The organism is Streptomyces sp. NBC_01546, from assembly GCF_045208355.1.
Taxonomy (GTDB): domain Bacteria; phylum Actinomycetota; class Actinomycetes; order Streptomycetales; family Streptomycetaceae; genus Streptomyces.
Genome location: NZ_CP109379.1, coordinates 5,856,242 through 5,879,324 on the forward strand (window position 1 = coordinate 5,856,242; position 23,083 = coordinate 5,879,324).

Here is a 23,083-nt window from a genome sequence, read left to right on the forward strand (position 1 = left end):
CACCAGTGACAACGATCACCCCGAAACCCGGGAACCAGTCGGCCGCCGGCGCCGAGGCCGGGCCCTCGCTTCGCGGGCGGCCCGCCGAGCCCGGTACGCTCACCGCCGTGTCCCACGCTGATCAGCCCAGAACCACCCAGAAAGACGCCCCGGCAGCGCCGCCGGGAGCGCCCCGGCCCGTGTCCGCCCGCCCGACCCCCCTGGGCGAGCTGGCCACCCTGCTGGGCATCCGAGCGCCAGGCGCGGCGCAGATCACCGGCATCACGCACGACTCCCGTGCGGTGCGCCCGGGGGACCTGTACGCGGCCCTGCCGGGAGCCAGGACGCACGGCGCCGACTTCGCCGCCCAGGCGGCAGGCCTCGGCGCCGCCGCCGTGCTGACCGACCCCGCGGGGTCGGAGCGCGCCGCGGCGACCGGCCTGCCCGTCCTCACCGTCGCCGACCCGCGCGGCCGGATGGGCGAACTCGCCGCCGCGATCTACGGCCGCCCCGGCGAGGGCCTGCTCCAGATCGGCATCACCGGTACTTCCGGCAAGACCACCACGGCGTACCTCGTCGAAGGCGGCCTGCGCGCGGCCGGCCGCAGCACCGGACTCGTCGGCACCGTCGAGATGCGCATCGGCGACGAGCGCATCAAGTCGGAGCGGACCACCCCCGAGGCGACCGACCTCCAGGCCCTCTTCGCGGTCATGCGCGAACGCGGGGTCGAGGCCGTCGCCATGGAGGTCTCCAGCCACGCCCTGGTGCTCGGCCGCGTCGACGGCTGCGTCTTCGACGTCGCCGTCTTCAACAACCTGAGCCCGGAACACATGGAGTTCCACTCCGGCATGGACGACTACTTCCAGGCGAAGGCGGGGCTCTTCACGACCCGCCGCGCCCGCCTGGGCGTGGTCAACCTCGACGACGAGTACGGCCGCCGCCTGGCCAAGGAGGCGACGGTCCCGGTCGTCACCTTCTCCGCCACGGGCGACCCGGCCGCCGACTGGCGCGCCGAGGACGTCGTCTTCGGACCGGCGAGCTCCACCTTGATCCTGCTGGGCCCCGAAGGACAGCGCGTACGGGCCACCGCGCCGCTGCCCGGCCCGTTCAACGTGGCCAACACGGTCGCCGCGATCGTCACCCTCGCCGCCGCCGGCCTCGACCCGCAGACCGCCGCCGACGGCGTCGCCGCGGTCCCCGGGGTCCCCGGCCGGCTGGAGCGGGTGGACGCCGGACAGCCGTACCTCGCCGTCGTCGACTACGCGCACAAGACGGACGCCGTCGAATCGGTCCTGCGCGCACTGCGCGAGGTCACCGAGGGCAAGCTGCACATCGTGCTCGGCTGCGGCGGCGACCGCGACACCACCAAGCGCGGCCCGATGGGCGCCGCGGCCGCCCGGTACGCCGACGTGGCCGTCCTGACCTCCGACAACCCGCGCTCCGAGGATCCCCTCGCGATCCTCGCCGCGATGTTCGAAGGCGCCGTGTCCGTGCCGCCCGCCGAACGGGGCACCGTCCTCGTCGACGCCGACCGGGCCGCGGCCATCGCCGCCGCCGTCGCGCGCGCCCGGCCCGGCGACACCGTGCTCGTCGCGGGCAAGGGCCACGAGCAGGGCCAGGACACCGCGGGCGTCGTACGCCCCTTCGACGACCGCGAGGTGCTCCGCGCGGCCATCGAGACACAGCAGAGCAGTGCCCGACAGGCCGAGGAGAACCAGTGATCGCCCTCTCCCTCGCCGAGATCGCCGACATCACCGGCGGGCGGCCCCACGACATACCGGATCCGTCCGTGCGGATCAGCGGTCCGGTCGTCATCGACTCCCGCCAGGTGGAGGCCGGCAGCCTGTTCGCCGCCTTCGACGGCGAGCACGTCGACGGCCACGACTACGCGGAACGCGCCGTCGCCGCCGGAGCCGCCGCCGTCCTCGCGGCCCGGCCGGTCGGCGTACCCGCCATCGTCGTCCCCGACGTGGAGAAGGCGCTCGGCGCCCTCGCCCGGGCCGTCGTGGAGCGACTCGGCACCGATGTGGTGGCCCTGACCGGCTCGGCCGGCAAGACCTCCACCAAGGACCTCATCGCCCAGGTGCTCCAGACCCACGCACCCACCGTGTGGACCCCGGGCTCCCTCAACAACGAGATCGGCCTGCCGCTCACCGCGCTCAAGGCCACCGGCGAAACCCGGCACCTGGTACTGGAGATGGGGGCCCGCGGGATCGGCCACATCGCCTACCTCACCGGCCTGACCCCGCCGCGCATCGGCCTCGTCCTCAACGTCGGGACCGCCCACATCGGCGAGTTCGGCGGCCGCGAGCAGATCGCCCAGGCCAAGGGGGAGCTGGTCGAGGCCCTGCCGGCCGAGGCGGAGGGCGGGATCGCCGTCCTCAACGCCGACGATCCGCTGGTGCGCGCGATGTCCGCCCGTACGAAGGCCCGTACGGTCCTCTTCGGCGAGGCCGAGGACGCCGACATCCGGGCCACCGAGGTACGGATGACCCCCGGGGGACAGCCCGCCTTCACACTCCACACACCGACCGGGTGCAGTGATGTGACCTTGCGGCTGTACGGTGAGCACCACGTGTCGAACGCGCTAGCCGCTGCCGCCGTGGCCCATGTACTGGGCATGTCCACCTCGGAGATCGCCACCGCGCTCTCCGGAGCGGGCACCTTGTCCCGGTGGCGGATGGAGGTCACCGAGCGGGCCGACGGCGTGACGATCGTCAACGACGCCTACAACGCGAACCCGGAGTCCATGCGGGCCGCCCTGCGCGCGCTTGCCGCGATGGGCGGCGCCGCCAGGGCGAACGGGGGACGCACGTGGGCGGTGCTCGGTCCCATGGCCGAACTCGGTGACGCATCGCTGGCCGAGCACGACGCGGTGGGACGGCTTGCCGTCCGGCTCAACGTGAGCAAGCTCGTCGCAGTCGGGGGCAGGGAAGCGTCCTGGCTGCAACTGGGCGCATATAACGAGGGTTCGTGGGGTGAGGAGTCGGTGCTCGTGTCCGACGCGCAGGCGGCGGTCGACCTGTTGCGCAGTGAACTGCGCCCGGGTGACGTCGTGCTGGTGAAGGCTTCCAGGTCGATCGGTCTGGAGCGGGTCGCGCTGGCGTTGCTGGAGCGCGAGGGCGAGGGCGCCGACCGATGAGGCAGATCCTGTTCGCCGGAGTCATTGGACTCTTCCTCACCCTCATCGGCACCCCGCTGCTGATCAAGGGTCTGGCCCGCAAGGGCTACGGCCAGTTCATCCGCGACGACGGCCCCCGCGGCCACGCCGGGAAGAAGGGCACGCCCACCATGGGCGGCATCTCCTTCATCCTGGCCACGCTCGTCGCGTACGCCCTGACGAAGGTGATCACGTCCAGTGAGCCGACCTTCTCGGGCCTGCTCGTCCTCTTCCTGATGGCGGGCATGGGCCTGGTCGGCTTCCTCGACGACTACATCAAGATCGTCAAGCAGCGCTCGCTGGGGCTGCGGGCCAAGGCCAAGATGGCCGGCCAGCTGATCGTCGGCATCGCCTTCGCGGTGCTCGCGCTCCAGTTCTCCGACTCGCGCGGACTGACGCCGGCCTCCATGAGGCTGTCGTTCGTCACGGACTTCGGCTGGTCGATCGGGCCGGTGCTGTTCGTCGTCTGGGCGCTGTTCATGATCCTGGCGATGTCCAACGGCGTGAACCTGACCGACGGCCTGGACGGCCTGGCCACCGGCGCCGCGGTGATGGTCTTCGGTGCCTACACCTTCATCGGCGTGTGGCAGTACCAGGAGTCCTGCGTCAACGCGCAGACCCTGACGAACCCGGGCGCCTGCTTCGAGGTGCGCGACCCACTGGACCTCGCGGTCGTCGCCTCCGCCCTGATGGGCTCCTGCTTCGGCTTCCTGTGGTGGAACACCTCGCCGGCCAAGATCTTCATGGGTGACACCGGTTCGCTGGCCCTCGGCGGCGCGCTCGCCGGCCTGGCGATCTGCTCCCGCACGGAGTTCCTGATCGCCCTGCTCGGCGGCCTCTTCGTCCTCATCACCATGTCGGTCGTCATCCAGGTCGGCTCCTTCAAGATGACCGGGAAGCGCGTCTTCCGGATGGCCCCGCTGCAGCACCACTTCGAACTCAAGGGGTGGTCCGAAGTCCTTGTCGTGGTCCGCTTCTGGATCATCCAGGGCATGTGCGTGATCGTGGGTCTCGGTCTCTTCTACGCGGGATGGGCAGCCGACAAGTGACCTCCTGGCACGGCAAGAACATCACCGTCGCCGGCCTCGGCGTGAGCGGCATCAGTGCCGCCCGCGCCCTGGCCGGCCTCGGCGCTTCGGTGACCGTCGTCGACGGCGGCGACAGCGAGGGCCACCGCGCCCGCGCGGCGGAGCTGGCGGCCGCGGGGATCCCCGTACGCCTCGCCGACGCCGAAACCCTTCCCGAGGGGACCGACCTGGTCGTCACCTCGCCCGGCTGGAAGCCCGACAGCCCGCTCTTCGAGGCCGCCGCCAAGGCCGGCGTCGAGGTGGTCGGGGACGTGGAGATCGCCTGGCAGCTGCGCGGCGAGAAGGCCGCCCCCTGGCTCGCGATCACCGGGACCAACGGCAAGACCACCACCACCCAGATGCTGGCGTCGATCCTGAAGGCCGCCGGCCTGCGGACCGCGGCGGTGGGCAACATCGGCACCCCGATCATCGACGTGGTGCTCGACGAGGGCGCCTACGACGTGCTCGCCGTCGAACTCTCCAGCTACCAGCTGCACTGGGCGCCCTCGCTGCGCGCCCACTCGGCGGCCGTGCTCAACCTGGCCCCGGACCACCTCGACTGGCACGGCTCCATGGAGGCGTACGCCGCCGACAAGGGCCGCATCTACGAGGGCAACACGGTGGCCTGCGTCTACAACGTCGCCGACCCGGCCACCGAGAAGCTCGTCGAGAACGCCGACGTGGAAGAGGGCTGCCGGGCGATCGGCTTCACCCTCGGCGCCCCCGGCCCCTCCATGCTCGGCGTCGTCGACGGCATCCTCGTCGACCGCGCCTTCGTGGAGAACCGGCAGAAGAACGCCCAGGAGCTCGCGACCGTCGAGGACGTCACCCCGCCGGCCCCGCACAACATCGCCAACGCGCTCGCCGCGGCGGCCCTGGCCCGCGCCTTCGGCGTGGAGCCGCGCGCGGTCCGCGACGGTCTGCGCAACTTCCGTCCCGACGCCCACCGGGTCGCGCACGTGGCCGACGTCGGCGAGGTCACGTACGTCGACGACTCCAAGGCCACCAACACACACGCGGCCGAGGCCTCCCTGGCCGCCTTCGAAACGGTCGTGTGGATCGCCGGCGGCCTCGCAAAGGGCGCGACCTTCGACGAGCTGGTCCGGAAGTCGGCGAAGCGGCTGCGCGGCGTGGTGCTGATCGGCGCCGACCGGGCGCTGATCGCCGAGGCGCTGGCGCGACACGCCCCCGAGGTCCCGGTCGTCGACCTCGAGCGGACCGACACTGGGGCGATGCTCGCAGCGGTCCGCGAAGCGGCCCGGCTCGCCGAGCCCGGCGACACGGTCCTGCTGGCGCCTGCCTGTGCCTCGATGGACATGTTCGCGAACTACAACAAGCGTGGGGACGCATTCGCCGACGCGGTGCGCGAACTGGCCGCCGAGAGCGGTGCGGACACGGCTCAGGCCTAGGGTTCCGGGACGGGTTCCCTCCCTCCGGCCGGCCGGCGACTCGCCTCGTACGAGTGGAGGGGAAGATCACAGATGCCGGCCAAGCAGATGCTGCCGGGGCGGCGGCCGTCCGCCGTGAAGGCGCAGGGCCGCAAACGCCCCGCGGTGAGTGTGAGGCGGCCCGCCGGGCGCGGGCCGCTGGCCGGGCTGAGGCGCACGCAGGAACAGCTGCGCAAGGCCTGGGACCGTCCACTCACGGCGTATTACCTGATTTTCGGCAGTTCGCTGCTCATCACCGTGCTGGGCCTGGTGATGGTCTACTCGGCCTCCATGATCAAGGCGCTCCAGCTCGGCCTGGGTGACGCGTACTTCTTCAAGAAGCAGTTCCTGGCCGCCCTCATCGGCACCGGACTGATGCTGGTCGCCTCCCGGATGCCGGTCAAACTGCACCGGGCGCTGTCCTATCCGGTGCTCGCGGGCACCCTGTTCCTGATGGTCCTGGTCCAGGTCCCCGGGATAGGGGTCGCCATCAACGGCAACCAGAATTGGATCTCCCTTGGCGGTCCGTTCATGTTGCAGCCCAGTGAGTTCGGCAAACTCGCACTGATCCTGTGGGGCGCCGACCTGTTGGCGCGCAAGGGCGACAAAGGGCTGCTCAGCCAGTGGAAGCACCTGCTGGTGCCGCTGGTCCCGGTGGCCTTCCTGCTGCTCGGCCTCATCATGCTGGGCGGGGACATGGGCACCGCGATGATCCTCGGCGCCATCCTGTTCGGCCTGCTCTGGCTGGCGGGTGCCCCGACGCGGCTGTTCGTCGGGGTGCTGGCCTTCGCGGGTGTGATCGTCGCGCTGCTGATCAAGACGAGCCCGCACCGGATGGACCGGCTGGAGTGCCTCGGCGCGACGGACCCCGGCAAGAACGACCTCTGCTGGCAGGCGGTCCACGGGATCTATGCCCTGGCCTCAGGCGGATGGTTCGGTTCCGGTTTGGGTGCCAGTGTGGAAAAATGGGGGCAACTACCCGAAGCCCACACCGACTTCATCTTCGCCATCACCGGGGAGGAACTGGGACTGGCGGGGACGCTGTCGGTGCTCGCCCTGTTCGCGGCCCTAGGCTATGCGGGTATCCGCGTGGCCGGACGCACGGAGGACTCCTTCGTACGGTTTGCCGCGGGAGGCGTGACCACCTGGATCACGGCCCAGGCCGTGATCAACATCGGTGCGGTGCTCGGCCTGCTGCCGATCGCCGGAGTCCCGCTCCCGCTGTTCTCCTACGGGGGGTCGGCCCTGCTGCCGACGATGTTCGCGGTCGGACTGCTCATCGCCTTCGCGCGGGAGGAGCCGGCGGCGCGCGCGGCCCTCGCGATGCGGCAGCCGAAGACCGGCTGGTGGCGGACCGGGGTGAGATGGAAGTCGATGAGACGGCGCGTCAAGAAGCGTCCGTCCGGAGAGCGGTGAATTTCGGTGCATGTCGTACTCGCCGGTGGGGGGACCGCCGGCCACATCGAGCCGGCGCTCGCCCTCGCGGACGCCCTGCGCAGGCAGGACCCTTCAGTGGGCATCACCGCCCTCGGCACCGAGCGCGGACTTGAGACCCGCCTCGTCCCGGAACGCGGTTACGAGCTGGGCCTGATCCCCGCCGTGCCGCTGCCCCGCAAGCCCACTCCGGAACTGATCACCGTCCCCGGGCGGCTGCGCGGCACCATCAAGGCCGCCGAGGAGATCCTGGAGCGGACCAAGGCCGACTGCGTCGTCGGCTTCGGCGGCTACGTGGCCCTGCCCGGCTACCTCGCGGCCAAGCGGCTCGGAGTGCCGATCATCGTCCACGAGGCCAACGCCCGGCCCGGACTGGCCAATAAGATCGGCTCCCGGTACGCGCACGCCGTCGCGGTCTCCACCCCCGACAGCAAGCTGCGCGGCGCCCGCTACGTGGGCATCCCGCTGCGGCGCTCCATCTCCACCCTCGACCGGGCCGCCGTCCGCCCCGAGGCGCGCGCCGCCTTCGGCCTGGACCCCAACCTGCCGACCCTGCTGGTCTCCGGCGGATCGCAGGGCGCCCGCCGCCTCAACGAGGTGATCCAGCAGATCGCTCCGACCCTCCAGCGCTCCGGGATCCAGATCCTGCACGCCGTCGGGCCGAAGAACGAACTGCCGCGTGTCGACAACATGCCCGGGATGCCGCCCTATGTGCCGGTACCGTACGTGGACCGGATGGATCTCGCGTACGCCGCCGCCGACATGATGCTGTGCCGCGCGGGAGCGATGACCGTCGCCGAACTGTCCGCCGTCGGGCTCCCCGCCGCCTACGTCCCGCTGCCGATCGGCAACGGCGAACAGCGGCTCAACGCCCAGCCGGTGGTCAAGGCCGGCGGCGGCCTGCTCGTGGACGACGCGGAACTGACGCCCGAGTGGGTGCTCGGCCAGATCCTCCCGGTGCTGTCGGACCCGCACCGCCTGTACGAGATGTCCCGCGCCGCCGGTGAGTTCGGCCGCCGCGACGCCGACGAGCTGCTGGTCGGCATGGTCTACGAGGCGATCGCGGCCCACCGGAACCGCTGAGGCGGGACGCACAGACGCAGGAGGCGCAGGAGTGGCCGGAGCGACGACCGCACAGCGTGGGACCCCGGGCTCCGGCCCGTCCGCCCGGAAGGGCGGCGGCTCTCCAAAGCCGCCCAAAGCCCCGAAACCGTCGAGGGGATCCGGCCCTCAGGGCCCCGGCGTACGCCTGCGCCGGGGCCCCCTGCTGGCCTCCCTGGCCGCCGTGGTGCTCCTCGTCGGCGGCGGCACCTGGGTGCTCTACGGCTCCTCCTGGCTCCGCGTCGAGAAGGTCACCGCGACCGGCACCGAAGTGCTCACCCCCGAGCAGGTGCTGTCCGCGGCGGCCGTTCCGGTCGGCGCCCCGCTGGTGAGCGTGGACACCGACGAGATCGAGAACCGCGTCCGCGGCCGGCTGTCCCGCATCGATTCGGTCGATGTGGTGCGGGCCTGGCCGCACGGCATCGGGCTGAAAGTGACGGAACGCAAACCCGTACTGCTCATCAAAAAGGACGCCAACTTCGTGGAAGTGGACGCTTCGGGTGTGCGATTCGACACGGTTCCGAAAGCACCCGAGGGCGTTCCGGTCCTCGAACTGAACGCGAAGCAGTCCCCGAGCGCCCGCCGTTTCGACGAGGAGCGGCTGCTGCACGAGGCCGTGCTCGTCGCCGGCTCCCTCCCGGATCCGATCGCCAAGGAGACCTTGCAGGTCAAGGTGGGTTCGTACGATTCGGTGGTGCTGGAGCTGACCCGGGGCCGGACCGTGGCCTGGGGGAGCGGCGAACAGAGCGACGCGAAGGGCCGTGCGCTGACCGCTTTGTTGAAGGCCGCGCCCAAGGCCGCCCGCTTCGACGTGAGCGTCCCCACCGCCCCTGCGGTGTCCGGGAGTTGACGTCCGGTCCAACAGCGACGCACCCTGGTTGGCCAGCGATACGGGTGATCACATAGGGTGAAAAGAAAAACGGGAGGTTCGGCGTGTTCGTTGAACACGCGCTACTTGTCGACTTAGTGTCCTGTTCGGAAGAGTCCAGAGAACAGGCACACCCCTAACCCTAAACTTCAGGGTGAGGGTTCGGGTCGGCGCGTTCGGACCGTCCCTATTTCGGCATCAGTCGTCGCAACGCAGGCCCGCGAGGCGGCGACACGTAACTCGAGGCGAGAGGCCTTCGACGTGGCAGCACCGCAGAACTACCTCGCAGTCATCAAGGTCATCGGTGTCGGCGGCGGTGGTGTCAATGCCATCAACCGAATGATCGAGGTCGGTCTCAAGGGCGTCGAGTTCATCGCCATCAACACGGACGCCCAAGCGCTGTTGATGAGCGACGCCGACGTCAAGCTCGACGTCGGCCGTGAACTCACCCGGGGCCTCGGCGCCGGCGCCAACCCGGCCGTCGGCCGCAAGGCGGCAGAGGACCACCGCGAGGAGATCGAGGAGGTCCTCAAGGGGGCCGACATGGTCTTCGTCACCGCCGGCGAGGGCGGCGGCACCGGCACGGGCGGCGCGCCCGTCGTCGCCAACATCGCGCGCTCGCTGGGCGCCCTGACGATCGGTGTGGTCACCCGGCCGTTCACCTTCGAGGGCCGGCGCCGCGCGAACCAGGCGGAGGACGGCATCGCCGAGCTCCGCGAAGAGGTCGACACCCTCATCGTCATCCCCAACGACCGGCTGCTGTCCATCTCGGACCGCCAGGTCAGCGTGCTCGACGCCTTCAAGTCGGCCGACCAGGTCCTGCTCTCGGGCGTCCAGGGCATCACCGACCTCATCACCACCCCGGGTCTGATCAACCTCGACTTCGCCGACGTCAAGTCCGTGATGTCCGAGGCCGGCTCGGCCCTGATGGGCATCGGCTCGGCCCGCGGCGACGACCGCGCGGTGGCCGCGGCCGAGATGGCGATCTCCTCGCCGCTGCTGGAGGCGTCCATCGACGGCGCCCGCGGCGTGCTGCTCTCCATCTCCGGCGGCTCGGACCTCGGTCTCTTCGAGATCAACGAGGCCGCGCAGCTGGTGAGCGAGGCCGCGCACCCCGAGGCGAACATCATCTTCGGCGCCGTCATCGACGACGCGCTCGGCGACGAGGTGCGGGTCACCGTCATCGCGGCCGGGTTCGACGGCGGACAGCCCCCGGCCCGCCGGGACAACGTCATCGGCGCCGCGTCCACGAAGCGCGAGGAGCCGGCCCCGACGCCGGTCCGCGCGGCGGAGCCGACCCGGCCGGCCTTCGGCGGACTCGGCTCGGTCACCCCGCGCGAGGACCCCCCGGCTCCGGTCGAGGCGGCCCCGGTCGAGGCCCACAGCCCCGCGCCGCAGGTTCCGACGGCCCGGCCGTACCAGGACAGCCCGGCCGAGGAACTGGATGTCCCGGACTTCTTGAAGTGACACCGGAGCAGCATCACGTGGGCGGCGCCCACTTCGCCTTCACCGACCGGTGGGGCGGGGTGAGCGCCGTTCCGTACGAAGAGCTCAACCTCGGCGGCGCGGTCGGAGACGACCCGGCCGCCGTTCGCGCGAACCGGGCACGCGCCGCGGAGTCCCTGGGGATCGACCCGGACCTGGTGGTCTGGATGAACCAGGTGCACGGCCGTGACGTGGCGGTGGTCGACGGACCGTGGCCCTTCGGCGAAGACGTCCCTGCGGTCGACGCGGTGGTCACCGCCCGTCGGGGGCTCGCCCTCGCCGTGCTCACCGCCGACTGCACGCCGGTCCTGCTGGCGGACCCCGTCGCCGGGGTCGCCGCGGCCGCCCACGCCGGGCGGCCCGGACTGGTCGCCGGAGTGGTTCCCGCCGCGGTGGAGGCGATGGTCGCCCTCGGCGCCGAGCCCGGGCGGATCGTCGCCCGCACCGGACCCGCGGTCTGCGGCCACTGCTACGAGGTGCCCGCCGAGATGCGGGACGCGGTGTCCGAGGTGGTGCCGGCCGCACGGGCCGAGACCAGCTGGGGGACTCCGGCCGTGGATGTGGTCGCCGGGGTGCACGCCCAGCTCGCGGAGGCGGGGGTGGTGAACGTCCGCCGATCCCCGGTCTGCACACTGGAGTCGCGGGACCACTTCTCGTACCGCCGCGACCGGGTGACCGGGCGGCTTGCCGGATATGTCTGGTTGGACTGAAAGATGACGGACCGTAAGTCGGAGCTCGCGGAGAACCTCGCGCGGGTGGAGGAACGTATCTCGTCCGCCTGCGCGGCCGCGGGCCGCAAGCGGGAAGAGGTGACGCTCATCGTGGTCACCAAGACCTATCCCGCGAGCGACGTACGACTCCTGGCGGAGCTGGGCATCCGTCATGTTGCGGAAAATCGCGACCAGGACGCCGCCCCCAAGGCCGCGGCCTGCGCGGATCTGCCGCTCCGCTGGCACTTCGTCGGTCAGTTGCAGACGAACAAAGTCCGTTCCGTGGCGGGATACGCGCATGTGGTGCAATCGGTCGACCGGCCCAAGCTCGTGACCGCCCTCTCGGCGGCCGCCTCGAACGCGGGCCGCGAACTCGGCTGCCTCGTGCAGATCGCCCTCGACGCCGAGTCGGGCGAGCGGGGATCCCGGGGCGGCGCGGCGCCCGAGCAGCTCGCGGAGTTGGCGGACCTCGTCGCCGGGGCGCCGGGACTGCGGATCGACGGCGTGATGACCGTCGCCCCGCTCTCCGGTCCGTACGCCGGACGCGAACAGGCCGCTTTCGGACGGCTGGTGGAATTGTCATCCCGCCTGCGCGCGGACCATCCGGCTGCCACGATGGTGTCGGCCGGGATGAGTACGGATCTGGAACAGGCCGTTGCGGCCGGTGCGACACATGTACGCGTCGGCACTGCGGTACTCGGCGCGAGACCCCGGCTCGGGTAACGTCGCCAAGAAAGTCGGACCACAGCAGAAAATATGGTCATTACCGCTGATGAGCGGGCAGACCACGTGGATCGCGGGCAGTTGGTGACATTCGTGACACAGCGGCACCTGCGACAGGGCGATCCACCACAGAGCGGAGGACTCGGAGAATGGCCGGCGCGATGCGCAAGATGGCGGTCTACCTCGGCCTCGTGGAGGACGACCGGTACGACAACCCGGGGTACGACCCCGACGACGAGTTCGAGCCCGAGCCGGAACCGGAGCGGGCCCGTGACCGGACCCGCGAGCGAGACCGTCAGCCCGTGCACCAATCGCCCGTATCGGACGAACCGGTACGAGCCGTACAGCCTCCGGCGCAGCGCGAACCCATCCCAATTCCGGTGGAAAACGGACGTCCTGCGCGAATTGCCCCCGTGGCATCCATCACACCTGACCGCACCAACCTGGAGAAGAACGCCCCCGTGATCATGCCCAAGGTCGTCTCCGAGCGGGAGCCGTACCGCATCACGACGCTGCACCCCCGGACCTACAACGAGGCCCGTACCATCGGGGAACACTTCCGTGAGGGCACTCCGGTGATCATGAATCTCACGGAGATGGACGACACTGACGCGAAGCGTCTCGTGGACTTCGCCGCCGGTCTGGTCTTCGGCCTGCACGGCAGTATTGAACGCGTGACACAGAAGGTGTTCCTGCTGTCGCCTGCTAACGTCGATGTCACGGCGGAGGACAAGGCCCGCATCGCGGAGGGCGGGTTCTTCAACCAAAGCTAGACCGATCCGTCAGACACGGGACCGGGAACAGAGCGAGAACGGGGAGAGGGAAGCGCGGGATGGGCGTCGCACTGCAAGTGGTCTACATCGCGCTGATGTGCTTCCTCATCGTGCTGATCTTCCGACTGGTCATGGACTACGTGTTCCAGTTCGCACGTTCATGGACACCCGGCAAGGCGATGGTGGTCGTTCTGGAGGCCACCTACACTGTCACCGATCCACCGCTCAAGCTTCTTCGGCGGGCCATTCCGCCGTTGCGTCTCGGGGGCGTGGCACTCGACCTGTCCTTCTTCGTTCTGATGATCATCGTTTACATCCTCATCAGTTTCGTGAGCACCGCTGCGAGAAGCGTGTGAACGATGAGCTTCCCCGCAGGCCTGGGGACAGTCCCGATACGGTCTTGCCGACTGCCGACGACTACGTAGAGGTGAAGAAGACATGCCGCTGACTCCCGAGGACGTGCGGAACAAGCAGTTCACGACCGTCCGCCTCCGAGAAGGCTATGACGAGGACGAGGTCGATGCCTTCCTCGACGAGGTCGAGTCCGAACTGACGCGCCTGCTGCGCGAGAACGAGGACCTGCGCGCCAAGCTGGCCGCTGCCACGCGCGCCGCCGCGCAGAACCAGCAGCAGCAGGGCATGCGCAAGCCGGAACCCCAGGACCAGCGTGGCCCCGGCGCCCCCGTGCCCGCGGCCATATCCGGCCCGCCGCAGCAGCAGCAGCAGCAGCCGCAGATGGGCCCGCCGCAGCTGCCGGGCGGCCAGCCGCAGCTGCCCGCCGGCCCCGGCGGACACGGACCGCAGGGTCCGGGCATGGGTGGCCCCATGCAGCAGCACCCCATGGGTGGACCGCAGGGCATGGGCCAGCAGGGTATGGGCCAGCAGCAGGGCATGGGCCAGCAGTCCATGGGCGGCCAGAACCCGCTCGGCCAGCAGATGCAGCCCATGGGCCAGCAGATGCAGCCGATGGGGCAGCAGATGCAGCCCATGGGTCAGCCGATGCACCAGCAGCCGCAGCAGCTGCCGCAGCAGGGCCCCGGTGGCGACAGTGCCGCCCGCGTCCTGTCGCTGGCGCAGCAGACCGCCGACCAGGCGATCGCGGAGGCCCGCTCCGAGGCCAACAAGATCGTCGGCGAGGCCCGTTCGCGCGCCGAGGGTCTGGAGCGGGACGCCCGCGCCAAGGCCGACGCGCTGGAGCGGGACGCGCAGGAGAAGCACCGCGTCGCGATGGGCTCCCTGGAGTCCGCCCGCGCCACGCTGGAGCGCAAGGTCGAGGACCTGCGGGGCTTCGAGCGTGAGTACCGTACGCGCCTGAAGTCCTACCTGGAGTCGCAGCTGCGTCAGCTGGAGACCCAGGCCGACGACTCCCTGGCCCCGCCGCGGAACCCGGCCGGTCCCGCGCTGCCGCCGTCGCCGTCGCCTTCGATGGCTCCGGCCGGTGCGATGGGGCACTCCATGGGTGGTCCCTCGATGGGCGGCCCGTCCCCCATGGGCGGTCCCTCCCCGATGGGTGGCCCGTCGTACGGCGGCCAGCAGCAGATGTCCCCGGCGATGACCCAGCCGATGGCTCCGGTGCGGCCGGTTGCGCCGCAGCCGATGCAGCAGGCGCCGTCTCCCATGCGGGGCTTTCTGATCGACGAGGACGACAACTAGGCGCCGCGCCGTCTGTCGGCAGTCGCTTCACGGGCCGGGCCCGGGTTCCCATCGGAACCCGGGCCCGGCCCGTTCCCGTACCCGCGTGCGGCGCCGTTGCGGGGGCTCCGCCCCCGAGCCCCCGCGCCTCAAACGCCGGCGGGGCTGGAATGTGCCGCTGCGCGGCAATCCAGCCCCGCTGGGCAGCCGGCATCAGCCACATCCAGCCCCGCCGGCGTTTGAGGCGCGGGCGCGGAGCGCCGTGTAGTGAGCCGAGGGGTAGCAAAGAGGCCCGCACCCCCGGTGAGGGGGTACGGGCCTCTTGGGCCGTTCGTTACGCCTTGCGGAGGCGGAAGGTCAGGCCGAGGGGTTCGTCCGTGAAGGCTTCGCCGTACGTGGCGTCGGCCTCGCCGGAGGCGAAGTCCGTGGACAGGACCTCGTCCGCGATCAGGGCCGCGTGGTCCGTCAGGGCCGTGACCACCTCCGGGGACTCGGAGGACCAGCGCAGGGCGATCCGGTCCGCCACGTCCAGGCCCGAGTTCTTCCGGGCCTCCTGGATCAGGCGGATCGCGTCACGCGCCAGCCCCGCGAGCCGCAGCTCCGGGGTGATCTCCAGGTCCAGGGCGACCGTCGCGCCGGAGTCCGAGGCCACCGACCAGCCCTCGCGCGGGGTCTCCGTGATGATGACCTCCTCAGGGGAGAGGGAGACCTCGTCACCGTTGACCGAGACGGTCGCGGAGCCCGAGCGCAGGGCCAGCGACAGGGCCGCCGCGTCGGCCGCGGACACCGCCTTCGCCACGTCCTGGACGCCCTTGCCGAAGCGCTTGCCCAGCGCACGGAAATTGGCCTTCGCCGTGGTGTCCACCAGGGACCCGCCGACCTCGGAGAGCGAGGCCACGGAGGAGACGTTCAGCTCCTCGGTGATCTGGGCCTGGAGCTCCGGGGAGAGCGCGTCGAAGCCCACCGCACCGACCAGCGCCCGCGACAGCGGCTGGCGGGTCTTGACGCCCGACTCCGCACGGGTCGCACGGCCCAGCTCCACGAGGCGGCGTACCAGCAGCATGTGCTGCGAGAGCGCCGTGTCCACCTGGGCGGCGTCCGACTCCGGCCAGGAGGAGAGGTGCACCGACTCGGGGGCCTCGGGAGTGACCGGGACGATCATGTCCTGCCAGACCCGCTCCGTGATGAAGGGGGTGAGGGGGGCCATGAGGCGGGTGACGGTCTCGACGACCTCGTGCAGGGTGCGCAGCGCGCCCTTGTCGCCCTGCCAGAAGCGGCGGCGCGAGCGGCGGACGTACCAGTTGGACAGGTCGTCCACGAACGTGGACAGCAGCTTGCCGGCGCGCTGGGTGTCGTACGCCTCCATCGCGTCCGTGACCTCGGCGACGAGGGCGTGGAGCTCGGACAGGAGCCACCTGTCCAGGACCGTGCGGTCCGCCGGGGCCGGGTCCGAGGCGGAGGGCGCCCAGTTCGACGTACGGGCGTACAGGGCCTGGAAGGCGACCGTGTTCCAGTACGTGAGGAGGGTCTTGCGGACGACCTCCTGGATCGTGCCGTGGCCCACGCGGCGGGCCGCCCACGGGGAGCCGCCGGCCGCCATGAACCAGCGCACCGCGTCCGCGCCGTGCTGGTCCATGAGCGGGATCGGCTGGAGGGTGTTGCCCAGGTGCTTGGACATCTTGCGGCCGTCCTCGGCGAGGATGTGGCCCAGGCAGACCACGTTCTCGTAGGAGGACTTGTCGAAGACGAGGGTGCCGACCGCCATCAGCGTGTAGAACCACCCGCGCGTCTGGTCGATGGCCTCCGAGATGAACTGCGCCGGGTAGCGCTTCTCGAAGATCTCCTTGTTCTTGTGCGGGTAGCCCCACTGCGCGAACGGCATCGAGCCCGAGTCGTACCAGGCGTCGATGACCTCGGGCACGCGGACGGCGGTCAGCGAGCAGCCCTCGGCGGTGCAGGTGAAGGTGACGTCGTCGATGTACGGGCGGTGCGGGTCCAGGGCGGACTGGTCCTGCCCGGACAGCTCGCTCAGCTCCGCGCGCGAGCCCACGCAGGTGAGGTGGTTCTCCTCGCAGCGCCAGATCGGCAGCGGGGTGCCCCAGTAGCGGTTGCGGGACAGCGCCCAGTCGATGTTGTTGTTCAGCCAGTCGCCGAAGCGGCCCTGCTTGACCGAGTCCGGAAACCAGTTCGTCTTCTCGTTCTCCCGCAGCATCGCGTCCTTGACGGCGGTGGTGCGGATGTACCAGGACGGCTGCGCGTAGTAGAGCAGGGCCGTGTGGCAGCGCCAGCAGTGCGGGTAGCTGTGCTCGTAGGCGATGTGCTTGAAGAGCAGGCCGCGGGCGTCGAGGTCGGCGGTCAGCTTCTCGTCGGCCTTCTTGAAGAAGACGCCGCCGACCAGCGGGACCTCCTCCTCGAAGGTGCCGTCGGGGCGGACCGGGTTCACGACCGGCAGGCCGTAGGCGCGGCAGACCGCGAGGTCGTCGGCGCCGAAGGCGGGGGACTGGTGGACCAGACCGGTGCCGTCCTCGGTCGTGACGTACTCGGCGTTCACGACGTAGTGGGCCGGGGCCGGGAACTCGACCAGGTCGAAGGGGCGCTCGTACGTCCAGCGCTCCATCTCCTTGCCCGTGAAGGACTCGCCGGTGGCCTCCCAGCCCTCGCCGAGGGCCTTCTCCAGCAGCGGCTGGGCGACGACCAGCTTCTCCTCGCCGTTGGTGGCCACCACGTACGTGACGTCCGGGTGCGCGGCGACGGCGGTGTTCGAGACCAGGGTCCAGGGGGTGGTCGTCCAGACCAGCAGCGCCGCCTCGCCCGCGAGGGGGCCGGAGGTCAGCGGGAAGCGGACGAAGACCGAGGGGTCGACGACCGTCTCGTAGCCCTGGGCCAGCTCGTGGTCGGAGAGGCCGGTGCCGCAGCGCGGGCACCAGGGGGCGACGCGGTGGTCCTGGGTGAGCAGGCCCTTGTTGAAGATCTCCTTCAGCGACCACCACACGGACTCGACGTACTCGGGGTCCATGGTCCGGTAGGCGTCGTCCAGGTCGACCCAGTAGCCCATGCGGGTCGTGAGCTCGGCGAACGCGTCGGTGTGGCGGGTCACGGACTCGCGGCACTTGTCGTTGAACTCGGCGATGCCGTACGCCTCGATGTCCTGCTTGCCGTTGAAGCCGAGCTCCTTCTCGACGGCGAGCTCGACGGGCAGGCCGTGGCAGTCCCAGCCGGCCTTGCGGGCCACGTGGTAGCCGCGCATGGTGCGGAACCGGGGGAAGACGTCCTTGAAGACGCGGGCCTCGATGTGGTGCGCGCCGGGCATGCCGTTCGCGGTCGGCGGGCCCTCGTAGAAGACCCACTCGGGGCGGCCCTCGGACTGCTCCAGGGTCTTGGCGAAGGTCTTGCTCTCGCGCCAGAAGTCGAGGACGGCGTGCTCGAGGGCAGGCAGGTCGACCTGGGCGGGGACCGGGCGGTACTGCGGCGGTGTGGTCATGAGGCTGAACTCTTCCTCCGGCGGGATGTCACTTCCGTCCGGAGGGACGAGAGCCTTGGATGCTCCCGCGGTACCACCCTCCTTGGCCTCCGGACTGGTCCGGCGGCCCCCTCATTGGGGTGCGAAGCCGGTTCTAGTCGCCCCACGGGAATCCGTACGGGCTTTCTTCCGGCGGCTCAGGGGTGATCCTTCACATCGCGCTCGCCCCCGGGCTCTCACCGTCCCCGGGTCGCTCCTGGCTGCGTCCGACGCTACTCGTCCCCATCCATGCCTCTCGCTGCGGCCCAGTGTACGGGGCCGGGGGGCGCTCGGCAGACCGGTTTACGGGCGCCCGCGCGGGGGCGGCCGGCACGGCGTGGCGGGGGCGCGGGAGGGCCTCTCGGGTGACCCGAATGGGCCGACGGGCCGGTACGGATTCCCGTGGGGCGCGTGGGGCGGATTACCGGGCTTCCGGATGGGCACAACGGATGCAGGTTGACCTCGACGGATGCGTGCCCCGTTGCCGCGGGACCGGCGCCGATTTATCGTTCCGGCACGATTCGCGAGCAATGATCACAGTATGTGAAGGGGCCGCGGCCATGGTGGCGAAGAAGACCGCCGGTACTGCCGGAGAGGCGCTGGCCGAAGCACCTGTGAAGAAGGCGCCGGCCAAGAGGGCGAACGCCGTCAAGGCGGCCGTCGCGAAGAAGGCGGCACCGGCGGAGAAGGCACCCGCGAAGAAGGCGGCGGCCAAGAAGGCGCCCGCGAGGAAAGCGCCGGCGAAGAAGGCGACCGACAAGAAGGCGACCGCCGTCAAGAAGGCGACTGCCGTCGCGAAGCGGCAGGCCACGGCCAAATCGGCCGGGGCCGAGGGGGCGGCGCAGGCCGCTGTGAAGACGGGAGTCCGCAAAGTGGTTGCCAAGAAGAGCACCGGTACGGCGAGGAAGACGGCTGCGGCCGCCACCAGCGGCCTGCCCAAGGTGAGGGTCACGGCGGCCACCACGCCCGGTGAGCTCGCCGTACGGCCCGGGGAGGACCCCTGGACGCAGGCGGAGGTCGACGAGGCCCGCAGCGAGCTGATGAGCGAGGTGCTCAGACTGCGCGCCGAGCTCGACGCCTCGGAGGTGGCCATCTCGGGCCTGATGCGGGACTCGGGCGACGGCGCGGGCGACGACCAGGCCGACACGGGCACCAAGAACATCACCCGGGAGTCCGAGCTGGCCCTCGCGGCGAACGCCACCTCGATGCTGGAACAGACCGAGCGGGCCCTGGAACGCCTGGAGGCGGGCACGTACGGGATCTGCGAGAACTGCGGGAAGCCCATCGGCAAGGCCAGGATGCAGGCCTTCCCTCGGGCCACCCTGTGCGTGGACTGCAAGCAGAAGCAGGAGCGGCGGCACTAGGCGGCACTAGGGGGACCGAACTGGGGAGGGCCGGGGCGGGCGGCCGGCGGGTGGCCTGACGTACCCTCGTGTCTCGTCAGGGTCCAGCAGGAGCCTGGTCCGAACCAGTTCGAGGGACTCACGTGGCAGAGGCGGAGCGCATCATCGGTACGCCGGACGTCGGGGACGACACCCAGCCCGAGTCCGCCGAGCCCAAGGGGCACCGGCGGATCGTGGCCCTGCTCGTCGTGGCCGTCCTCGCGTACCTGCTGGATCTCGGCAGCAAGATGCTGGTCGTGGCCAAGCTGGAGCACCAGCCGCCGATCGAGATCATCGGCGACCTGCTGCGGTTCGAGGCGGTCCGCAACGCAGGCGCCGCCTTCGGCTTCGGCGAGGCCTTCACGATCATCTTCACGTGCATCGCGGCCACCGTGATCGTGGTGATCATCCGGCTGGCGCGCAAGCTCTACAGCCTGCCGTGGGCGATCGCGCTGGGTCTGCTGCTCGGTGGTGCGCTGGGCAATCTGACCGACCGGATCTTCCGCTCGCCCGGCATGTTCCGGGGAGCGGTGGTCGACTTCATCGCCCCGTCCCACTTCGCCGTCTTCAACCTCGCCGACTCGGCGATCGTGTGCGGCGGCATCCTGATCGTCCTGCTGTCCTTCCGGGGGCTGGACCCGGACGGGACCGTCCACAAGGACTGATCGCGGGAAAGCTCCTCTGCCGAGTCCTGCATACTCGACAGGTGAGTACGATTCCCGAGATCCGCACCCTGCCCGTTCCCGATGGCCTCGAGGGCGAGCGCGTAGACGCCGCCATCGCCCGTATGTTCGGATTTTCCCGGACGAAGGCGGCCGAACTCGCGGCCGCGGGGAAGGTGTCGGTCGACGGCAGTGTCGTCGGGAAGTCCGAGCGCGTACACGGTGGCGCCTGGCTCGAAGTCGAGATGCCCGCGCCGCCGCGGCCGGTCGAGGTCGTGGCCGAGCCCGTCCCGGGTATGGAGATCGTCCATGACGACGACGACATCGTCGTCATCATGAAGCCGGTGGGCGTCGCCGCCCACCCGAGCCCCGGCTGGACCGGCACCACCGTCATCGGCGGCCTCGCCGCCGCCGGCTACCGGATCTCGACCTCCGGCGCGTCCGAGCGCCAGGGCATCGTGCACCGCCTCGACGTCGGCACGTCCGGCCTGATGGCCGTGGCCAAGTCCGAGCGGGCGTACACCTCGCTGAAGAACCAGTTCCGCGAGCGGATCGTGGACAAGCGTTACCACGCGCTGGTGCAGGGACACCCGGACCCGATGAGCGGCACGATCGATGCGCCGATCGGGCGGCACCCCAGCGCGGACTACAAGTGGGCCGTGATCCAGGAGGGCAAGGACTCGGTCACCCACTACGACCTGATCGAGGCCTTCCGGGCCGCCTCGCTGCTGGACATCAAGCTGGAGACCGGGCGTACGCACCAGATCCGCGTGCACATGTCCGCGCACCGGCACCCCTGCGTCGGCGACCTGACGTACGGCGCCGACCCGACGGTGGCGAAGCGGCTGGGGCTGACCCGGCAGTGGCTGCACGCGGTGCGGCTCGGCTTCGAGCACCCGTCGGACGGGCGGTGGGTGGAGTTCGAGAGCACCTACCCGGCGGACCTCCAGCACGCGCTGGACGTGATCCGGGCCGAGAGCGAGTGAGCTCTGCCGGTTACGAGGTCCGGATCGCCGTCGGCGAGGCCGACCTCGCGGCCTGCTTCGCCGTGCGGTCCGAGGTGTTCGTGACCGAGCAGTCCGTGCCGGAGTCGATCGAGTACGACGCGTACGACGCGGATGCGGTGCACCTGCTGGCCGTGGGGCCGGACGGGGTGGCGCTGGGCACCGGGCGGCTGCTGTCCGGCGCCGCCGCGCTGGCCAAGACCGGGGTCGAGGGGGTCGGCTCGCTGGGGCGGCTGGCCGTACGGAAGTCGGCGCGGGGGCTGGGTGTGGGCGTGGCGCTGGTCCACGCCATCGAGGCGGAGGCGGGCCGGATGGGCCTCGCGGCCGTTGATCTGGGGGCGCAGACCCATGCGGTCGGCTTCTACGAGCGGCTCGGCTACGTGGCCTACGGCCCGGAGTTCCAGGACGCGGGCATCCCGCACCGCTCGATGCGGCGTCGTCTGCCGTAGCCCTGGCGGGGCACACCCCAGCCCCGCCGGCGATTGAGGCGCGGGCGCGGACCGCCGTAGGGGTTCGGGGCGGAGCCCCGACACGCGGGGGCAGCCTGTCACCGGGCACGGCCAAGCGCAGCGGACTGGCAGGGTGGGGGAGTGGATCAGCTTGCTCTGCTCTTCGTGCTGCTGCTCGGGGCCGTGGTCACGGTGCCGCTCGGGGACCGGCTGGGACTGCCCGCGCCGGTACTCATGACCATCGGCGGGGTGGGCCTCGCGCTGGTGCCCGCCGTGCCCAACGTCGACGTTCCGCCCGAGTTCATCCTGCCGCTGGTCCTGCCGCCGCTGCTGTACGCCTCCGCGCAGCGCACCTCCTGGCGGCAGTTCGCCTCGAACGTCCGGCCGATCCTCCTGCTCGCCGTGGCCCTGGTGTTCGTCACGACCGCCGCCGTCGCCGCCGTCGCGCACGCCGTCGTGCCCGGGCTGCCGATCGCCGCGGCCGTCGTGCTCGGCGCGCTCGTGGCTCCGCCCGACCCGGTCGCCGCCACCGCCGTCGCCGGATCGCTCGGGCTGCCCCGCCGCATGGTCTCGATCCTGGAGGGCGAGGGGCTCTTCAACGACGTGACGGCGATCGTGCTCTATCACGTGGCCGTCGCCGCCGCCGTCAGCGGCAGTTTCTCCTGGCCGGACGCGCTCGGGGAGTTCGTGCTCTCCGCCGTGGTGGCCGTGGCCGTCGGGCTCGCGCTCGGCTGGGCCGCCCACCGGCTCATGGGCGGGCTGGGCGACGCCACGCTGCAGATCGGGCTGACGCTGCTGGTGCCCTTCGTGGCGTACGTGCTGGCCGAGGAATTCCAGGGTTCGGGGGTGCTGGCGGTCCTGACCACCGCCCTGTTCCTGGCCGAGTACGCGAACGATGCCGACGACGTGCTGGGGCGGCTCGCCGGGCACACCTTCTGGGAGGTCGTCGACATGCTGGTCACGGGGGTGGCCTTCGGGCTGATCGGGCTGGAGCTCCACAACGTCTTCGGTACGGCCAAGGGCCGCGAGTGGGAGATGACCGGCTGGGCCGCGGCCGTGGTCGCGGTGGTGGTCGTCGTACGGCTGGTGTGGCTGCTGCCGGCCGGCTGGCTCGCCAAGAAGCTGCACGGGCGGCGTGACTACGAGGAGGAGATCCCGCTCAGCTGGCGGGAGAGCGTGGTGATGTGGTGGGCCGGGATGCGCGGGGTGGCCTCCGTGGCCCTGGCGCTGGCCATTCCCCTCCGTACGGACGCCGGTGAGCCCTTTCCCGGGCGGGACCAGATCATCTTCATCGCGTTCGCGGTGATCATGACGACCCTGATCTGCCAGGGGCTGACCCTGCCGTGGCTGGTGCGGCGGCTGGGGGTGGAGGCCGACTCGGACGCGGAGCGCGAGACCGAGCGGCAGCTGGCGATCCGCGCCGCCAAGGCCGCGAAGCGGCGGCTGAAGGAGATCGAGGAGGTGGAGGAGCTCCCGGAGGACCTGGTGGAGACGCTGTACCGGCGCGCGTACGACGTGGGGGCCCGGATCAGCCCCGACATGGTGGACGAGGAGCGGCGCGAGGCGTACGTGCAGCGGGTGTCACGGATCCGGGACATCCAGCGGATCCAGCGCGAGATGATGTCGGCCGCCCGCCACGAGGTGCTGGCCGCCCGCAGCGAACCCGGCGCCGATCCGGAGATCGTGGACCGGGTGCTGCGGTACCTGGACGTACGGAGCCTGCGGTAG

19 protein-coding genes are annotated in these 23,083 nt (G+C 70.9%); 18 read left to right on the plus strand and 1 reads right to left on the minus strand.

Annotated elements, in window-relative coordinates:
* Positions 1 to 5 precede the first annotated feature (5 nt).
* From OHA89_RS26785 to OHA89_RS26845, 13 genes are all read left to right on the plus strand, one after another.
* Positions 6 to 1,700 (plus strand): UDP-N-acetylmuramoyl-L-alanyl-D-glutamate--2,6-diaminopimelate ligase, encoded by a 1,695-nt coding sequence (locus OHA89_RS26785; RefSeq protein ID WP_266610202.1) that lies wholly within the window; start codon positions 6 to 8, stop codon positions 1,698 to 1,700.
* Positions 1,697 to 3,121 carry a UDP-N-acetylmuramoyl-tripeptide--D-alanyl-D-alanine ligase gene (gene murF / locus OHA89_RS26790; protein WP_266610204.1) on the plus strand — a complete coding sequence of 475 codons (1,425 nt, stop codon included), beginning with the start codon at positions 1,697 to 1,699 and terminating at the stop codon, positions 3,119 to 3,121. The genes OHA89_RS26785 and murF overlap by 4 nt, the downstream gene beginning before the upstream one ends.
* The gene (mraY, locus tag OHA89_RS26795) at positions 3,118 to 4,188 is read left to right on the plus strand and encodes a phospho-N-acetylmuramoyl-pentapeptide-transferase (RefSeq protein ID WP_266610206.1); all 1,071 of its coding nucleotides are present in this window, start codon (positions 3,118 to 3,120) and stop codon (positions 4,186 to 4,188) included. The genes murF and mraY overlap by 4 nt, the downstream gene beginning before the upstream one ends.
* The gene (gene murD / locus OHA89_RS26800; protein WP_266610208.1) at positions 4,170 to 5,615 is read left to right on the plus strand and encodes a UDP-N-acetylmuramoyl-L-alanine--D-glutamate ligase; all 1,446 of its coding nucleotides are present in this window, start codon (positions 4,170 to 4,172) and stop codon (positions 5,613 to 5,615) included. The genes mraY and murD overlap by 19 nt, the downstream gene beginning before the upstream one ends.
* A 72-nt stretch (positions 5,616 to 5,687) precedes the next feature.
* Complete coding sequence (gene ftsW, locus OHA89_RS26805) at positions 5,688 to 7,049, plus strand: putative lipid II flippase FtsW (RefSeq protein WP_266610209.1); 1,362 nt, start codon at positions 5,688 to 5,690, stop codon at positions 7,047 to 7,049.
* 6 nt (positions 7,050 to 7,055) lie between these two features.
* Positions 7,056 to 8,150 (plus strand): undecaprenyldiphospho-muramoylpentapeptide beta-N-acetylglucosaminyltransferase, encoded by a 1,095-nt coding sequence (murG, locus tag OHA89_RS26810; protein WP_215146451.1) that lies wholly within the window; start codon positions 7,056 to 7,058, stop codon positions 8,148 to 8,150.
* 31 nt (positions 8,151 to 8,181) lie between these two features.
* Positions 8,182 to 9,018, plus strand: coding sequence for an FtsQ-type POTRA domain-containing protein (locus tag OHA89_RS26815; RefSeq protein ID WP_323186021.1), 837 nt, complete (start codon positions 8,182 to 8,184; stop codon positions 9,016 to 9,018).
* A gap of 279 nt (positions 9,019 to 9,297) precedes the next feature.
* Positions 9,298 to 10,503, plus strand: a complete 1,206-nt coding sequence (ftsZ, locus tag OHA89_RS26820) for a cell division protein FtsZ (protein WP_266610211.1) — start codon at positions 9,298 to 9,300, stop codon at positions 10,501 to 10,503.
* Between the two features lie 17 nt (positions 10,504 to 10,520).
* Positions 10,521 to 11,231 carry a peptidoglycan editing factor PgeF gene (gene pgeF, locus OHA89_RS26825; RefSeq protein ID WP_266612440.1) on the plus strand — a complete coding sequence of 237 codons (711 nt, stop codon included), beginning with the start codon at positions 10,521 to 10,523 and terminating at the stop codon, positions 11,229 to 11,231.
* A gap of 3 nt (positions 11,232 to 11,234) precedes the next feature.
* Positions 11,235 to 11,954, plus strand: a complete 720-nt coding sequence (locus tag OHA89_RS26830) for a YggS family pyridoxal phosphate-dependent enzyme (RefSeq protein WP_257556714.1) — start codon at positions 11,235 to 11,237, stop codon at positions 11,952 to 11,954.
* 149 nt (positions 11,955 to 12,103) lie between these two features.
* Positions 12,104 to 12,727: a cell division protein SepF gene (locus OHA89_RS26835; RefSeq protein WP_257556715.1), complete on the plus strand. Its 624-nt coding sequence runs from the start codon at positions 12,104 to 12,106 to the stop codon at positions 12,725 to 12,727.
* Positions 12,728 to 12,786: 59 nt separating this feature from the next.
* Entirely contained in the window at positions 12,787 to 13,083 is a 297-nt protein-coding gene (locus OHA89_RS26840) for a YggT family protein (protein WP_030385571.1), read from the plus strand.
* Between the two features lie 82 nt (positions 13,084 to 13,165).
* Positions 13,166 to 14,380: a DivIVA domain-containing protein gene (locus OHA89_RS26845; RefSeq protein WP_406367294.1), complete on the plus strand. Its 1,215-nt coding sequence runs from the start codon at positions 13,166 to 13,168 to the stop codon at positions 14,378 to 14,380.
* 313 nt (positions 14,381 to 14,693) lie between these two features.
* Here the strand turns inward: OHA89_RS26845 and ileS are convergent, their stop codons facing one another.
* Positions 14,694 to 17,840 (minus strand): isoleucine--tRNA ligase, encoded by a 3,147-nt coding sequence (ileS, locus tag OHA89_RS26850; protein WP_266610216.1) that lies wholly within the window; start codon positions 17,838 to 17,840, stop codon positions 14,694 to 14,696.
* Positions 17,841 to 18,418: 578 nt separating this feature from the next.
* Here ileS and OHA89_RS26855 point away from each other — a divergent pair.
* The 5 genes from OHA89_RS26855 (at position 18,419) to OHA89_RS26875 (ending at position 23,083) form a co-directional block, all read left to right on the plus strand.
* Positions 18,419 to 19,222, plus strand: a complete 804-nt coding sequence (locus OHA89_RS26855; protein WP_266610218.1) for a TraR/DksA C4-type zinc finger protein — start codon at positions 18,419 to 18,421, stop codon at positions 19,220 to 19,222.
* A 122-nt stretch (positions 19,223 to 19,344) separates the two neighbouring features.
* The gene (lspA, locus tag OHA89_RS26860) at positions 19,345 to 19,905 is read left to right on the plus strand and encodes a signal peptidase II (RefSeq protein ID WP_266610220.1); all 561 of its coding nucleotides are present in this window, start codon (positions 19,345 to 19,347) and stop codon (positions 19,903 to 19,905) included.
* A 41-nt stretch (positions 19,906 to 19,946) separates the two neighbouring features.
* Complete coding sequence (locus OHA89_RS26865; protein ID WP_215146460.1) at positions 19,947 to 20,888, plus strand: RluA family pseudouridine synthase; 942 nt, start codon at positions 19,947 to 19,949, stop codon at positions 20,886 to 20,888.
* Positions 20,885 to 21,355: a GNAT family N-acetyltransferase gene (locus tag OHA89_RS26870; protein WP_257556720.1), complete on the plus strand. Its 471-nt coding sequence runs from the start codon at positions 20,885 to 20,887 to the stop codon at positions 21,353 to 21,355. The genes OHA89_RS26865 and OHA89_RS26870 overlap by 4 nt, the downstream gene beginning before the upstream one ends.
* Positions 21,356 to 21,496: 141 nt before the next feature.
* A complete protein-coding gene (locus tag OHA89_RS26875; RefSeq protein ID WP_406367297.1) occupies positions 21,497 to 23,083 on the plus strand; it encodes a Na+/H+ antiporter in 1,587 nt (528 codons plus the stop codon).

What these genes read in the sequence shown, in the direction of transcription:
- mraY (WP_266610206.1), top strand. Translation starts at nt 3,118, where the DNA reads ATGAGGCAGATCCTGTTCGCCGGAGTCATTGGACTCTTCCTCACCCTC.
- murD (WP_266610208.1), top strand. Translation starts at nt 4,170, where the DNA reads ATGGGCAGCCGACAAGTGACCTCCTGGCACGGCAAGAACATCACCGTC.
- ftsW (WP_266610209.1), top strand. Translation starts at nt 5,688, where the DNA reads ATGCCGGCCAAGCAGATGCTGCCGGGGCGGCGGCCGTCCGCCGTGAAG.
- OHA89_RS26830 (WP_257556714.1), top strand. Translation starts at nt 11,235, where the DNA reads ATGACGGACCGTAAGTCGGAGCTCGCGGAGAACCTCGCGCGGGTGGAG.
- OHA89_RS26835 (WP_257556715.1), top strand. Translation starts at nt 12,104, where the DNA reads ATGGCCGGCGCGATGCGCAAGATGGCGGTCTACCTCGGCCTCGTGGAG.
- OHA89_RS26840 (WP_030385571.1), top strand. Translation starts at nt 12,787, where the DNA reads ATGGGCGTCGCACTGCAAGTGGTCTACATCGCGCTGATGTGCTTCCTC.
- OHA89_RS26845 (WP_406367294.1), top strand. Translation starts at nt 13,166, where the DNA reads ATGCCGCTGACTCCCGAGGACGTGCGGAACAAGCAGTTCACGACCGTC.
- ileS (WP_266610216.1), bottom strand. Translation starts at nt 17,840, where the DNA reads ATGACCACACCGCCGCAGTACCGCCCGGTCCCCGCCCAGGTCGACCTG.
- OHA89_RS26855 (WP_266610218.1), top strand. Translation starts at nt 18,419, where the DNA reads ATGGTGGCGAAGAAGACCGCCGGTACTGCCGGAGAGGCGCTGGCCGAA.